General features: G+C 70.5%; 14 protein-coding genes and 1 tRNA gene. 6 read left to right on the top strand and 9 right to left on the bottom strand.

Annotated elements, in window-relative coordinates; translation table 11 throughout:
- Positions 1–10 precede the first annotated feature (10 nt).
- From QSK32_RS08200 to QSK32_RS08180, 5 genes are read right to left on the bottom strand one after another with little or no spacing between them, the layout of a single operon-like run.
- On the bottom strand, positions 11–574 hold the full coding sequence (locus QSK32_RS08200) for a hypothetical protein (RefSeq protein WP_285471563.1): 564 nt from the start codon (positions 572–574) through the stop codon (positions 11–13).
- 42 nt (positions 575–616) lie between these two features.
- The gene (locus QSK32_RS08195) at positions 617–1417 is read right to left on the bottom strand and encodes a DUF6461 domain-containing protein (protein WP_052720447.1); all 801 of its coding nucleotides are present in this window, start codon (positions 1415–1417) and stop codon (positions 617–619) included.
- 43 nt (positions 1418–1460) lie between these two features.
- On the bottom strand, positions 1461–2255 hold the full coding sequence (locus QSK32_RS08190; protein WP_045742298.1) for a hypothetical protein: 795 nt from the start codon (positions 2253–2255) through the stop codon (positions 1461–1463).
- The gene (locus tag QSK32_RS08185) at positions 2248–2778 is read right to left on the bottom strand and encodes a SigE family RNA polymerase sigma factor (protein ID WP_045742297.1); all 531 of its coding nucleotides are present in this window, start codon (positions 2776–2778) and stop codon (positions 2248–2250) included. The genes QSK32_RS08190 and QSK32_RS08185 overlap by 8 nt, the downstream gene beginning before the upstream one ends.
- 47 nt (positions 2779–2825) lie before the next feature.
- Positions 2826–4124, bottom strand: coding sequence for a GH12 family glycosyl hydrolase domain-containing protein (locus QSK32_RS08180; protein WP_285471562.1), 1299 nt, complete (start codon positions 4122–4124; stop codon positions 2826–2828).
- A gap of 204 nt (positions 4125–4328) precedes the next feature.
- Here QSK32_RS08180 and QSK32_RS08175 point away from each other — a divergent pair, with 204 nt between their 5' ends.
- Together QSK32_RS08175 and QSK32_RS08170 are read left to right on the top strand one after the other, a co-directional pair.
- Entirely contained in the window at positions 4329–4919 is a 591-nt protein-coding gene (locus QSK32_RS08175) for a DUF6932 family protein (protein WP_157410989.1), read from the top strand.
- Positions 4916–5842: a hypothetical protein gene (locus tag QSK32_RS08170; protein ID WP_157410988.1), complete on the top strand. Its 927-nt coding sequence runs from the start codon at positions 4916–4918 to the stop codon at positions 5840–5842. Before QSK32_RS08175 ends, QSK32_RS08170 begins: the two co-directional genes overlap by 4 nt.
- Positions 5843–6129: 287 nt before the next feature.
- On the opposite strand, the gene QSK32_RS08165 is transcribed toward QSK32_RS08170, so the two are convergent.
- From QSK32_RS08165 to QSK32_RS08150, 4 genes are all read right to left on the bottom strand, one after another.
- A tRNA-His gene (locus tag QSK32_RS08165) sits at positions 6130–6205 on the bottom strand.
- 85 nt (positions 6206–6290) lie between these two features.
- A complete protein-coding gene (gene orn, locus QSK32_RS08160; protein ID WP_083448994.1) occupies positions 6291–6887 on the bottom strand; it encodes an oligoribonuclease in 597 nt (198 codons plus the stop codon).
- Between the two features lie 341 nt (positions 6888–7228).
- Positions 7229–9907 carry a hypothetical protein gene (locus QSK32_RS08155; RefSeq protein WP_285471561.1) on the bottom strand — a complete coding sequence of 893 codons (2679 nt, stop codon included), beginning with the start codon at positions 9905–9907 and terminating at the stop codon, positions 7229–7231.
- 109 nt (positions 9908–10016) lie between these two features.
- The gene (locus QSK32_RS08150) at positions 10017–11693 is read right to left on the bottom strand and encodes a copper resistance CopC/CopD family protein (RefSeq protein ID WP_045742275.1); all 1677 of its coding nucleotides are present in this window, start codon (positions 11691–11693) and stop codon (positions 10017–10019) included.
- Between the two features lie 105 nt (positions 11694–11798).
- Here QSK32_RS08150 and QSK32_RS08145 point away from each other — a divergent pair, with 105 nt between their 5' ends.
- From QSK32_RS08145 to QSK32_RS08130, 4 genes are read left to right on the top strand one after another with little or no spacing between them, the layout of a single operon-like run.
- The gene (locus QSK32_RS08145; protein WP_045742274.1) at positions 11799–12344 is read left to right on the top strand and encodes a sigma-70 family RNA polymerase sigma factor; all 546 of its coding nucleotides are present in this window, start codon (positions 11799–11801) and stop codon (positions 12342–12344) included.
- A 51-nt stretch (positions 12345–12395) separates the two neighbouring features.
- Complete coding sequence (locus QSK32_RS08140; RefSeq protein ID WP_285471560.1) at positions 12396–12869, top strand: MauE/DoxX family redox-associated membrane protein; 474 nt, start codon at positions 12396–12398, stop codon at positions 12867–12869.
- On the top strand, positions 12866–13606 hold the full coding sequence (locus tag QSK32_RS08135) for a DsbA family protein (protein ID WP_045742272.1): 741 nt from the start codon (positions 12866–12868) through the stop codon (positions 13604–13606). The genes QSK32_RS08140 and QSK32_RS08135 overlap by 4 nt, the downstream gene beginning before the upstream one ends.
- On the top strand, positions 13603–14598 hold the full coding sequence (locus QSK32_RS08130) for a UbiA prenyltransferase family protein (protein WP_045742271.1): 996 nt from the start codon (positions 13603–13605) through the stop codon (positions 14596–14598). Before QSK32_RS08135 ends, QSK32_RS08130 begins: the two co-directional genes overlap by 4 nt.
- Positions 14599–14624: the final 26 nt, after the last annotated feature.

Here is a 14624-nt window from a genome sequence, read left to right as displayed (position 1 = left end):
TCCGGACCGGTCAGCCGACGGCCAGGTAGTAGGTGGCGCTCACCATGAAACCGTGACCGTCGCCGCCGGAGAACTGCACGACGTGGTTGCCGGGCGGAAGCGGGTCGAGACGCTTCCAGTAACCCCAGACGGTCACCGGGACCGGCTTGTTCGTCTGCGTCACCGGGTTCGCCCGGGCACCGGCCACGAGGAACGGGACCGGGGTCGCGATCACATCCAGTTCCACCTGGACGCCGTCGACGGTCAGACCACCGAAAGCGCCGCGCAGCGCGGCCGGCGGGCCCTCCGCCGGCCAGTGCCACATGTTGAAGGCCGGGAAGAACAACGGCCGGCCCGCGGGCACCGGACAGCTGCGACGCGCCTCCCCGCCGAAGGTGCCGGCCAGGAACCAGACGTCGTCGGGCTGGTGCAGATCCGAGTAGAGGCCGTTCTCGTCACCGATCGGATTGCGGACCGGGCCGATCCCGGCGACCCAGCGCACCCAGCGGGCGGCGAGACCCTCCGGAGACTGCGGGTCGTAGGGCAGCGGCGCCACCTCCGGCGAACCGCCCAGGAGACGGGAGAAGATCGACATGGCGGCACCCTACGGGATCAGCGACCCCGGCCGATGCCCCGGTCACCGGAAGATCCGGCCGATCCGGCGGGCCGACGCGGCGACGAGCCGAGGCCACTCACGCTCACCGTCGCCGTCCTCGTCACCGTCCTCACGGAGTTCGTCGTCATCCTCGTCGTCCACTTCGTACTCCTCGTCCCACTTCTCCCCACGGGCCGGCGGGCGGGGTGAGGGACGTGCCGCAGGTGAGACGGCTTCCGGCTGCGCCGGGGACGCCTCCCCCAGAGCGGCCCGCTGAAAGGTCGCCGCCTCGAGATCCTCCAGAGTGATGCGTACGCCGGTGAGCTGCTCGGCGAGAGCCAGTGCCCGCTCCCGGTAACGGTCGTCGTAGTTGCGGTCCGGAGCGTCCTCGCCGCCGACCTGGAACCCGAGACGGTCCAGCACCTCGGCCAGGCCGTCCGGGTCGGTGCCCCGACGATCCTCGGGACTGGACGGGTCGAACTCGAGGACGATCTCGCCGTCCCGCGCCCACACGAAACGCGGGTCGGTGCCGTCGCTGCGGTAGTGCGAGACGAGCACCGTGCCCCGCGACAGGGTCCGGGCCTCGTCACCGCCCCGCACACCGTCCGGCTCCACGATCAGGGTCCAGTCACCCATCGCGGTCGCCGCCACGAACCCCGCCGCCGACGCCGGATCACCGGACAGCGCGCGCAGGCCGGTCACCGGGACCGGATCACGGCCGCCGAGAGTCTCGACCGCCTCGGCCGGGGTGCGCCCCCGGACAAGCGTCAGACAGTACGCATCCGCGAGATCAGCGCACTGCTCCGTGAACCAGGCATAGTCGTCCGCGCTCACCGCCACCATTCGACGATGATCTAACACGATGCTGTGTTCCGGCTGTCCCGGGTCACCGTGTCGTGAATGTTCCGGTCACCTCGGCACGCCGGCCGTCAGCCGCGGCGATCGCACCGTACTTGTCGCCGCCGGCATCCCGGACCCCGGCGGCGTGCGAATACTGGGTCGCGAACACGTACGAGCCGGGGGCCAGGGTCCGGCCACCGGCCAGCGTGAACCGGTAGAGCAGCGCGTCCTTCTCCTCGGTGACGCTCATGGTGAGCATCTCCGCCGGAACCGAACTCCACCGGCCGGCGTCGGCGACCCCGCCGGTCCGCGCCACGCTGATCACCACGTCCAGGGCGGTGACGGTCGCCTCGGTCGTCACGGTGAGGTTGCCCTGCGCCCACGTCTCGTTCGAGTGGGAGTCGACCTCGGCCGTGGACGCGAGGAACCCGTCGACGGGTTGCCACGACGGTACGGGTGCCGTCGACGCCGGGCCGCCACCCGAGGTGCGGCCGGGAGCGGTCCGCGCCGGCGTGGACGACGGCGAACCCGGCGCGGACGGGACCGGCGACGAGGGGACAGCCGGCGGCGACATCACGGGTCGGCTCGGGGCGGGGGCTGCGGGCGTACCCCCGGAATCACGATCGCCGGACAGGCGGATCCCGGCGAAACCCACCACCAGGGCCGCCACCACCGAGGCGGCCGCGGCCACCGGGCGCAGCGCGGTGAGCGCCCACCGGCGGCCCACGGCCGGCTCCGCGCGCCGGGCGGCGATCCGGTTCAGCATCACGCCCCGGTCCGGGACGTGCCGGGCGGCCTCGGCGCGCAGGGCCGCCCGCACCTGCGGCGACAGCTCAGCCACGAAGGCCTCCCCCGGTCATCATCGGCATCCCGCGGAGGAACTCGCTCAGCTGGGCGGCACCCCGCGAGGTGTGACTCTTGACCGCACCGACCGAGATGCCGAGGATCGCGGCCACCTCCTTCTCCGGCAGGTCGAAGGCGTACCGCAGAATGACGCACTCCCGGCGCCGCAGCGGAAGCCGCCGCAGAGCGCTGCGCACATCGAGGATCGCGGGGGTGTCACTCTCGTCGCGGTCCCGGCGCAGCAGACCGAGACGCAGCAGACCGGACCGCTCCCGGGTCTGCCGCTTGATCCACTGACGGGCCAGGTTGGCCACGATGCCCCGGGCGTAGGCGACCGGGCTGTCCGCCGCCTGGACACGCGCCCAATGTCGCCACACCTCCACGAAGGCGTCGGCCGCCAGGTCGTCGGCGACCTGCGAGTCCCCGGTCACCAGGTAGGCGAGCCGGGAGAGGTCGGCGTGATGGTCGTCGAAGAAGCGCCGGAACGCGCGTTCGGCGTCTTCGGCGTCGAAGTCGGGCAAGCGACTGTCCTGACCTTGAGGGGTGAGGGGGTGTCCCGGCCGGAAGGTCAGCCGATCGTCACGGAGTACTTCGAGGTGTCCAGCCGGCCCTGGCCGGTGAAGACCTCGGTGCCGGCCTGCACGCTGGAGAGATACTTGGATTTCGCGAGCAGACCCCGCGCGGTCAGCACATCGGTGAAATCGGTCAGGTCGAGGTCGGCGGCGGAGGTGTTGGAGGTCCGCACGAACGAGTACACGTTCCAGCCGATGTCACCCTGGTAGAGATCCCAGGTGGTGCCGGCGACCGTGACGGTGGCCTGCTTGGTGCCGAGCGGGCCGGCGCCGCCCGACCGGTACAACCAGACCATCACCTCGTCGGTCGGGTTGTTCTGCCAGTCCGGGTCGGCGATGTCGTGCAGCCACAGGTCGTAGGCGACGTTCATGACGTTGCCGGTGGCCGGGGTGACGGTGAAGTTCCAGGTGGTGTCGACGGACTCTCCGGCACTGAGCTGGATCGGCAGACCGGTGTTCTCGGCCTTCCAACCCCAGTGCCAACCCAGGACCGCGCTCGCGTACGACTTGACCTTGGTGTTGTCGCCTGACCAGTCCCAGCGGGTGCTCCAGCTGAGGTCGTCGCCGGCGAGGTCGTTCGCCGCGACGCACTGGGAGCCGGTGCCGTCGGCCTTGCCCCAGACGTTGTTGTTGACCCAGTACCTGCCGCGGACCAGGGCGGCGTAGTCGGTGCAGTCCTCGGTCGCTGCCGGGGTCGGATCTGTTGCGGGGCTCGCCGTCAGGCTCGTCGCCGGGCTCGCCGCAGGGCTCGTCGTCGGGGTGGCCGAGCTCGCCGTCGGGCTGGCCGGGCTGGTCGGGCTGGTCGTCGCCGGGCTCGCCGTCGGGCTCTTGGACGTCGAGCCTGTCGGACCTGTCGGGCTTGTCGACGCCGGGGTGGCTGCGGCGGCGTTGCAGGTCACGCCGTTGAGCGTGAACGCCGCCGGAACCGCGTTGGCGCCGCTCCACGACCCGTTGAAGCCGACCGACACCTTCCCGCCCGCCGGAATCGCCCGGTTCCAGCCCGCATCGACCACGGTCACCTGCGTGCCATTCTGTTTCCAGGCACCGTTCCAGCCGCCGTCGACGGTCTGCCCGGACGGAAAATCGAACCCGAGCGTCCAGCCGTCGACCGCCGCACCCCCGGTGTTGCGGACCGTCACATCGGCGCCGAACCCGGTCCCCCACTGGCTGAGGACGTCGTAGGTGACAGCGCAGGAGCCGGATTCCGCGGCGTCAGCGTTGAGGACACCGAACAGGGCGGCACCGGCGCCGAGGGTCAGCACCGAGAGCGGGACGGCGATGCGCTTGGCTTGCATGAGCGGGTTCTCCCGGGGGACGGAGGTTGTTGATCCAACCCCCAGTGGCCCCGGAGTCCGGAAAGGTTGCCCGCTCCCCCAGAATTTCTGCGGCGCCCCGACGAGAAATGCCCGGCGGTCCACGAACGAGGCCTTGCTCTACAGTGGGTCATCGCTGGAGCACTATGCGCCAGCCACCCCGCCGCCTAGAGGGAGGCTCACCCCTTGAGCCGCGTCCCCGACTTCGCATCGAACGGCCACCTGCCACTCGGGCGATTCTCTGTGTCGCTCGCCGAGGTACAGGCACGATTCGTGGATGCCCCGATGTTCGCCGACTCGCTGACTCGGCGGGAGTGCTGGACGGGTTTTCAGACATACATGGCCCTCTGGTCAAAGTACGAGGAAACCCTTGAACCAGTGCTGAATGGCGGTTCTCTGGGCAGATACATTTGGCTCGCAGGAAGCTTCATCAGCGCCAAGCCGGATCCGAACAACGTCGACCTGACCTTGTTCATAGACGGAGAAGTGCTGGAAAACGCGAAACTGGCCAGGCTCCCGGTCACCAGCCCGCTGGAGCGGCTCAGCAAGCGGGAGAAGGCCCTCAAGGACTTCCGAGTCTCGCCGATCATCGTGCGGCACCGATACTTCCGCAGCCCGTTCAAGGGCGGCTACAACCCCGCCGAGGCCGAGTACATGCAGGCCCGTGGAGGTTTCGATGACTTCTGGAGCCGCCTCCGCCAAACGGGGCAAGACAAGCAGGCTCCGACCAGGGAGACTGGAGACCCGAAGCGCGGGTACCTGGAGGTGATGCTGTGAGCACCGAACGTGACTCTCTGGCGGCCTTCCAGGGCCGCGTCGATTCAGACCATCTCGCTAGACTTTGGGCAGAATACACGGATGGTCCAGAGTCGGATGAAACGCCGTCTCAGGTTCTTGATCGGCATCTTTTCGATGTCCTCACCGAACAGGATTCGTCCGCACGATTGGGCCGCTGGCTGGACCTTCGCCTTTCCGGGACGAGAGCCGCCGGAGGCAGGCTTGATATCGGAATTGCGCATGAGGTTTTCCAAGCCTTCGCGCAGGAGGTCGCCGGGGCCGCCGAGGTCAACTCCGTCAGAAATGGCGTTTCGCTTGAACTTGCCGGAGTGTCGCCGGGGAGCGCCGTCCTTCATCTGGTTCCCGCAGACGATGCCGGGCGGCACAGCGAAGGGCAGTTGGCGGTCGACGTCGACCCCGTTGATGAAGTGTTCTCGACGATCACGGACCTCCACCACACCGCCGAGAAGCAGGGCGATCTGCGCCGCTTCGCAGAGCACGAGTCCCTGGTAAAGGGACTCAGACTACTCGCGTCAGCGCTGGACAGTCACGATCTGGACCTCGAGGTCGGGTGGCGCTCGGGAACAGGCCGGCATCGGACTTCCCGACTGGACAGGCCCACCAGGCAGTACCTGCAAGAGCTATGGGAAATTCACTACCTCGAGCAGGACGTCTCGGTGAACGGCTACGTCGTACGCCTTGATCTGGGTGGACACTTTTCGGTGAAGATCGGCAGCGCCCGGAACTCCAAGAGATACGACATCCATGTCGACGGAGAACAGAACCTGGTCGATCTACATCTTGAACTCGGGCAAACTGTTCACGTTCGGGTGACCGAAAGAAAAAAGGTCAACCATCTCGGCATCGAGCAGGCTCCCACCTACCACTTCGTGCGCATGGAGAGCGATCAGCGCCTGCTGTGAGGCCGGGCCCGAATTCACATGGGCCCGTGAGGCGCCCGGATGCGTGGTGCCCACAGCAGGACACCCCGGGCATGCCCGACACGCTCGGCAGACGTGCTCGGGAGCTTCGGATCACGTCCCGACGGGAACGGCGGCCCCGTTGCCCGATCCCACGGTGCGCCGGCCCTCGACGCGGCACCGAAAGATTTCAGGAGCGCTTCCCCCGCTCCTCGCCCCGGATCGGGGTCAGCAATGAGAAGAGGCTCCCTCCGACTGCATGGAGGAAGCCTCTGAACTGCTGTACTGCATGGGGTGATCGACGGGACTTGAACCCGCGACCCCCGGGACCACAACCCGGTGCTCTACCAGCTGAGCTACGACCACCATGCCCGCAGGTGATCCCTGCGGTGCGAGACAATCATAGCGACATCCCCCGCGGGCCCGTCGAGCGGGTTACCCCTCCGAGGGCTCACAGCCCCGCGGCGATGGCCTTGGCGGTCTCGACGTCGGGTCCGGGCAGCGGCACGAAGACGGTGCGACGGTAATACTCCAGCTCGCGGATGCTCTCCCGGATGTCGGCGAGCGCCCGGTGCGAGAGCCCCTTGGCGGGCTGACCGAAGTACACCCGCGGGTACCACCGGCGGGTCAGCTCCTTGATCGACGAGACGTCGATCATCCGGTAGTGCAGGTGCGCGTCGAGGGCCGGCATGTCCCGGGCGAGGAAGCCGCGGTCGGTGGCGATGGAGTTGCCACAGAGCGGGGCGGTCCGCGGGTTGGGCACATACTCCTTGATGTAGGCCAGGACGGCCTCCTCCGCCTCGGTCATGGTGACGACCGAGCGGCGCACCTCCTCGGTCAGGCCGGACTTGGCGTGCATGTCACGCACGACCGGGGGCATCGCGTCGAGCGCCTCGTCATCGGCGTGGATGACGAGGTCGACGCCCTCACCGAGAACGTTGAGTTCAGGATCGGTGACCAGAGCCGCAACCTCGATCAGCTTGTCCTTGCCCAGGTCAAGGCCGGTCATCTCACAGTCGATCCACACCAGAAGATCCGCCACGGGCACAGCCTACGCCGGGCGGCCGTCCGACGTTTGACGCGTACGCCGACCGCAAACGCTTCTTCAAGTGCTTTGTCTGGTTTACACCCTGGACTTCCGACTTGGCCGGTTGCGGGGTAAAGTCGTACTTAACGGACGAAGCCCCCCTTCGGTTACTCCGTTCCCCCCGGTAAGGGCCCTCCGTGTCGGCAGCGCGGAGGGCCCTCCACCTTTCCCATCCCGGGTCGGGACCGGGGTCCGGATCGGCGTCGCGGCCGGAGCCGAAGACGGGATCACGGCAAACGAGAGCGGGCCACCCTGATCGGGTGACCCGCTCTCCGCATTCTTGGTGACTTGTCCGGCTCGGCTCAGGATCCGTCCGGCTCGGCGGGGCCGTCCTGCGCGGCTGCCGGGCGGCCGGCGACGGTACGCCGACGGCGGCGCTCCTGCTCCGGACTCCCCGCCAGGAGTTCCGCGGCCTCCTCGCGGTAGTTCCGGGAGCGGGCGCCGTCCTGGGCCGGCTTCGGGGCCGTGCCCGGCTTGGGCCGCGGTGACGGCCTGCGCTTGTCACCGGGGAGAGCGCGGCGGGCCTCGTTCTGCTCCGCCTTGTCTCCCTTGTCCGGCTTCTCCACGGGCGGTGCCGTCTCCGCCTCCTCCGCCGGTGACGCCGCCTCTACGGTGGCTGCTTCCGGGGCGGACTGGGCGACCCTCGCGGCCACCGTCTCGGCGGCTTTGAGCCAGGAGGCGGGGATGCGGCGGGTCTGCGGAGCCTGGCGGGGGCCGGCCGGAGCCAAGCCCTTGCCGGAGGTGCGGCTCTGCGCCCGGGTCAGCGGATTGTTCGCCGCGGAGGGCTTCTTCGGACCGGCGGCCGGAGTCGGGGCCGAAGCCTGAGCCGGGGCCGGAACTGACACCGGGCCCGGGGTAGGCACTGCAGCCGGGGCCGCAGCCGGGACTGAGGGCGAGGTCGGGACCGCGGTCGGGTCTGGGATCGGAGTCACGGGGGCCTCGGCTTCGTGGATCGACGGGCGTTCAGGATCGGCGGGAGCCGGGATCGGGCGAGGCGGGGCCGGGGCCACGGTGGCACGGCCGACCGCCTTGACCACCGTGGTGGTCTCGGCCGTCGGGGCGTCGAGCAGAGGACCGGCCTCGGTGGCGTGCACCGACGGGCGGCGGCGGGCCGGGACCACCTTGCCGGCGGCTTCGGCCGGGGTGCCGGACTCGACCGTGGCATCAGCCGCCCCACCGAAGGTCTCCTGCGTCACGGTGATGTCCTCGGTGGCCGCTTCGGAGCGGGCCGGGACCGGCTCCGGGGTGACCGGGCGGGACGGGAAGGGAACGATCGGGCGCTTCGGTTCGGCGGGGACCGGCTTGCCGTCGTCGGGTTTCGGGTCGTCGGTTTTCGCCGGGGTCTTTCCCGCCGCCTCTTCGGCTTCCGGAGAGGCCTGCTCCTGGGCGAAACGGGTCATTCCCAAGGGCATCGAACCGGTGGCGGTCCAGTCGGTGGCGGCGGGGCCGGTGCTGATGGCGACTCGTTGTTCGGTCGACGCGGTGTCGTCCTCGGTCACCGGCTCCGAGGCCTCACGGGGGGCGGCGATCGCCCTTCGGGCCGTCGCCCCGCTCTCGGCCGGGATCGTCGCCGGCTCCAGGTCCGACTCCGGCTCCGGCTCCTGCTCCGAGAACGCCGGCTGGCCTGACGGGGAGAACGCCGGCTCGTCCGACGGGGAGAACGTGGGCTGGGAGGAGGCCGATTCCGTGAAAGGCTGTTCCGGGGCGAACTGGGCCGGAGCCGAGCGCCGAGCCGCCTCGGCCAGGCGGGCCGCGGCCCGGGCCTCGGTCTGGCGGGCGCGTTCCGGGGCGGTGGCGGCCACCCAGGCGCCGACGGCCGTGGCGTGGAACTCCGGCAGATCGCCCGGGGCCGGGTCGCGACGACGGGTGTCGCGGCGGCCCGGGGCGGGTGCGTTCTCCGGCGGGCCGGCCAGTTGCAGTCCGGTCAGAGCGGCGGGTTCGCCGAACAGGCTCAGCGGTTCCCCGGGCGCTGGGGTCCGCGCGCCGGGCGGCACCGGCACGGCCGGCAGCACCTCGCCGTAGGAGACCACGGTCGCCGAACCCGTCACCACCGAACCCCGGGCTGCCGTACCCGATGCCGCCGTTCCCCGAGCGACTGAACCCGGAGCAGCCGGGTCCGAGGCCGGGTCCGGAGATCCCGGGCCGCCCGGCTGGTGGCGCGGCGGCCAGATGAACTCGGGCAGCGCGGGAGCCGGACCGGACCAGGTGGCCGTCAGGGCGCGCTGGCGGTACACCCCGCTGTGCCGGGGCCCCGGTCCGAGCGGCAACGGTGCGCCGATCGCGTGCATCAGTTCCGGGACCTGGCTCGGCTCGACCACGTAGACCACTTCGCGGTGGCGGCCCGGCCAGGTCAGGGCGATGAAACCGGCCATCACCAGCAGGGTGCCGAGGGTGAACAGGCCCCAGGTGCTGGAGTTCATCCAGCCGGGGCGGATCTCGGCGACCGTCGCGAGGCGGCTGAGCGGGTTGCCGGAGGTGTTCATCACGATCAGGCTGTACGGTCCGCCGGCCAGTTCCTCGGGGGTGAAGGCGAGTTGCCCGGTGCCGCTGCGGGTCCAGATCCGTTCGCCGGCCGGGGAGCCCGCGGGTGCCCGGTGGCCGGCCACCGGGGTGGCGCTGACCGGCAGGATTCCGGTGCCGACGCTGACCGCGCCGACCTGGCTGAACGGGACGCCGTCGAGGTACCGGGCGGCGTCCGCGGACGGGGCCAGGCCGACGAAGGCGGGGCCGTTCGTGGTGAGGGCGGACAGGCGCAGTTCGGTGCCGCCGATCCGGGCGAACGGCGCGTCGGACCGGAGCAGCTGGTCGATGTCCGGGACGACCAGGGCGTACCCGGGAACGGTGAGGCGCTGCAGCTCGCCGCTGAACGCCCCGCCGGGGTCACGGTGTTGCATGACGGTCCACAGGCCGCCGGCCGCCAGCAGCGCGGGTAGTCCGATGGTCAGTAACAGCATGCCGAGGATCGTGCGGAACACCCGCATCTGTCTCTCCCCCTTCCCGGGCCGTACTCGCGGTGACCATACAGAGGCAAATAACCCCAAAGTGGTCAAACGAGTACGTCAGTCCCCGATAGATGCGGGGACCCCGGGATCAGGAGATCGTGACGGTCGCGGTGAAGTTCTCCTGGTCGATGTCGCTGGTCCGGGCGGTGAACCGCAACGTCCACTCGCCCGCCGCGGGCAGCGCGATGTCGCCGATGGCGTGGAAGTCGGTGATCCGCAGCAGCGGGATCTCGATCGGCTCGATGCCCTGGGCGGTCAGCGCCGCGGTGGCCTTCCACTCGACGACCGGCAACGGCTGGTTGTCCGGCGTGTACGCGTACAGATGAATGGAGTTGTTCCCGACGGTGGCCGGGAAGACGTCCACCTGCAGGGACATCGCATCCGAGGTGAGGGTCTGGGTGACCGTCTGGTTGGCGGCCCCGGTCTCGGCGGCCTCGGCGGTCCGCGGCGGGGAGATCTGCACCAGCGCCGACGTCACGCCCAGCACGACCGCGGTGATCGCCAACTCGGCCAGCACGATCCGGCGCAGCGGTTTCGGCGACTCCTCGGAGACCCGGTCCTTGACCAGCTTCCGCGAGTACGCCGCCACGCCGATCACCACCGCGGCCAGTGCCACCTTCGCCATGATCAGCCGGCCGTAGGTGCTGTTGAACAGGCCGTCCAGCGTCGACACCTCGATCAGCGCCTGCACCACCCCGGCGAAGATCAGCACGCCGACCGCGGTGGCCGCCCACCGGGACCAGATCGGCAGGATCGCGCCGAGTTCCCGCCCGTTGGCCTGCGGCAGCAGGAACGCGAAGAGCATCACCAGGCCGCCCAGCCAGACCGCCATCGCGGCCAGGTGCAGCGCGTCGATCACCACCGAGACGCCGGCCACCGGGGAGGCGGTCGGGTGCCCGGTCAGCGGCCAGGTGGCCAGCGCCGCCACACCGAGGACGCCGAGCAGGGCCAGGTCGAGCTTCGACTCGCCCTCCCCCGAGGAGCCACCGGCAGAGCCGCCGAGCAGCGGCTTGAGCAGGAACGCGGCGGCCACCACCACGCCGAGACGGACCAGCATCACCGCGCCGAACGTGCTCGCCAGGACGTCCCGCAGGTCACCGAGGCCGATGTCGAACAGACCGGTGCCCAGCGTGTACGGCGCCTGCAGCCAGATCGCCAGCACGGTGCTCCCGGCGACCAGCCCGATGCCGGTCCAGACGAGACGACCGGGACCCCGGCGGGACAGCCGCTGCGGCCACAGCAGGGCGAGGACCATGACCGGGCCGACCAGGAACACCAGTCCGGCGTACCCCAGATATTTGCCGACCGGGATGAGGGAGCGGATCACCGGATCGACCCGCGCGTCGTCCCCACTCTCCGAAGGCGGCGTCGAGGCCGCACCCACCGAGTAGGTGATGGTGCCCGCCACCGGGTGGCTGTCCGCGGAGATCACCCGGTAGCTGACCAGGTATGTCCCCCGGCCGCCGCCGGAGCGCAGCGGGATCGTCACGGTCGCGCCGTCGACGGTCGGGTCACCCTGATCGGCGCGGGCCCCGTCCGGCCCGATCACCCGGATCTTGCCCTGGAGCAGCTGCACCGACTCGCTGAACGACAGGGTCACCCGATTGGGGGCATCCGGAACGATGGTGCCCATACCCGGGTCGCTGCCGACCAGAGCGGCGTGCGCACTGGCCGGCGCGGCCGCCATCAGCGACCCGAAAAGGCCGATCAGCAGTCCGGTGAGCACGGCGTATACCCGGCGGCGGTCAACGGTCATGGCAGACATGCTCTCCGATCCCGGTCTTTACACCCACACGTGGGTGGTCGCTCGAGTGCCTTGCATGGTTCCAGACCGGGACCTTCGACCCGGGAGCGCGTACCATGTCGCCTCGTGACGGGTGAGCAGGAGACCGACGAGACCACCGCGCTGGCCCTCGCCGCCCGCGAGGGCGATCCGGTCGCACAGGCGGCCTTCGTCCGGGCCACCCAGGCCGAGGTGTGGCGGTTCACCGCCGCCCTGATCGACCCGGGTAGCGCCGACGATCTCACCCAGGAGACGTTCCTGCGGGCGTTCCGCGCCCTGGACGGTTTCGCCGGGCGCTCCAGTGTGCGCACCTGGCTGCTCGGCATCGCCCGGCGCACCTGCGCCGACCATCTGCGTTCGGTGGTCCGCCGCCGCCGTCTCGACGCCCGGCTCGCCGCCCAGGCCGCCACCGAGATGCCGGTTCCCGACCCGGCACACCGTCTGAGCAGCGCCGATCTGCTGAGCCGGCTCAGTGAGGAGCGTCGCACGGCGTTCGTCCTCACCCAGGTTCTCGGCCTCTCCTACGCCGAGGCCGCCGAGGTCGAGGCCGTGCCGGTCGGGACGATCCGGTCCCGGGTCGCCCGGGCCCGCGACGAGCTGATCACCGCTGTGAGCCGGGCTCAAGCAAGCTGAGACCTTCCTGAAACGGGGAACTTTCCCGGCGGCGCCGGTCGTCTAACCGGCGTGACCAAGGAAAAAGCCTGGCCGTGGATCTCCACGGCGGCCCGTGCCGGGCTGGCGGCCGTCTGGCTGATCGCCGGCGGGCTCAAGGTCGGCGACCTCGCCGCCTCCGCCCGCGCGGTCCACGCGTACCAGTTGATGCCCTACGACGTCGCCAAGGTCGTCGGCGCTGTCCAGCCGTTCCTGGAGATCGCCCTCGGCGTGCTCCTGCTGATCGGGTTGTCGACCCGGCTGACCGCGGCGATCTCCGCCCTGCTGATGACGATCTTCATCGCCGGCATCGTCTCGGCGTGGGCGCGCGGACTGCAGATCGACTGCGGATGCTTCAGCTCCGGTGGTGCACTGGCCGCCGGCACCGACACCCGGTACGGCATCGACATCGTCCGCGACCTGGGCTTTCTGGCATTCTCCGGGATCCTGCTGTGGCGACCGCGGACCCGGTTCTCACTCGACGGCGTACTGATGGGGGAACGGTGAGCAAGGCAAAGCGCGACCGGACGGCGAAGGCCCGGCAGATCGTCGAGGCGCAGAAGGCCGCCGACCGGCGCCGGCGGGTCACCCTGTGGACCTCGGTCACCGTGGTCCTGGTGCTGTTCGTCGCCGGGCTGGTGGGATACACCGTGATGGCCGGACGCGACGAGGGCGAACTGGTGACCCCGGCGTCCGCGGTCGACGAGAGCACCGCCTTCGCGGTCGGCACCGGCCCGGTCACCGTGGACATCTACGAGGACTTCATGTGCCCGATCTGCAACAACTTCGAGCAGAGCAGCGGGGAGACCCTGACGAGACTCGCCGCCGACGGCACGATCACGCTGCGATACCACCCGGTGAGCATCCTCGACCGGGCCTCCAACGGCACGAGATACTCCACCCGGTCCGCCGCCGCTGCCGCGGCCGCCGCCGAGGAGGGCAAGTTCACCGAGTTCCACGACGTGCTCTTCGCCAACCAGCCCGAGGAGAACTCGTCCGGGCTCAGTGACGAGAAACTCGTCGAGCTGGGCAAGTCGGTCGGTCTGACCAGCGAGACTTTCGCAACGGCCGTCGACGAGGGAACCTACGAGACGTGGGTGACCCAGGCGACCGAGACATTCTCCAAGCGCGACTACAACGGCACGCCGACCATCGTCGTCGACGGCGAACGGCTGACCGGGCCGGAGGACAGCGTGCCCACCACCGAACTGCTCACCCAGACCATCGAGAAGGCGGCCGGTTGAGGCGACTGCTCCTCGCGGTGACCGCGGCGGCCGGCGTGATCCTTCTGCCGGCCGCTCCGGCGTCCGCCCACGCGGGTGACGCGAGCGACGTGAGCGCGTACCGGACGACGATCACCGGGATCAGCAGCCCCCTCGACGGGCTCAGCGTGCGGGTCGTCCAGGGCGGCGCCGGACTCGAACTGACCAACACCAGCGACCGGACCATCGAAGTGCTCGGCTATCACGGCGAGCCCTACCTGGAGATCCGGCCGGACGGCGCCTACGAGAACGTGAACTCGCCGGCCACCTACCTCAACGCCGACACCGCGCTACCCGCCGGCGCGGACGCCACCGTCGCCCCGTCCTGGCGGCTGATCTCCGACGATCCCACGGTCCGCTGGCACGACGAACGCGCCCGCTGGACCGAGGCCGGCCTGCCCGCCACGACCGATCCGGCACAGCGGACGCGGCTCCGCGACTGGGCGATCCCGCTGCGCGACCAGACCCGCACCTTCGAGATCCAGGGCACCCTCGACTACGAGCCACCCCCGCCGACCTGGGCCTGGTGGACCGGCGCCGCCCTGATCGCCGCCCTGGGGGCGCTGCTGGCCCATCGGTGGTCCGGCGCGGTGCGGCCCCTCGCGCTGATCGCGGCCTTCGCCCCTTGGGGGTACGCGCTGACGCGCGTCCTCGACGGCACCGGCTGGTCCGGCGTCCTCATGCTGGCCGGAGCGATCGCCGCCGGGGCGGTCTACCGCCACCCGCCGTTCTACCTGGCCCTGTCCGGTTTCGTGGTCGCCGCCTTCGCCGGTTTCGGCAGCACCGACGTCTTCTTCGCCGCGGTCGTCCCGTCCGCCGGACCGGGCTGGCTGGCCCGGGCGCTGGTGGCGGTGACCATCGGCGCCGGTGCGGGACTGGCCCTCACCGGCGTCCTGCGCCTGCGCGCCGCCACCGCCCCGGCGCCCGCCTCCCGCGAGGGGCTTCCCGAACCGTCGACGGCCTCGTCGGCCTGACCGGATTAAGGTGGCCGAAGCCGCCC

The organism is Actinoplanes sp. NBRC 101535 (assembly GCF_030269225.1).
Taxonomy (GTDB): domain Bacteria; phylum Actinomycetota; class Actinomycetes; order Mycobacteriales; family Micromonosporaceae; genus Actinoplanes; species Actinoplanes rectilineatus.
The sequence above is the reverse complement of the archived record's forward strand: the minus strand, read 5'-3'. Positions and strand labels throughout refer to the sequence as shown.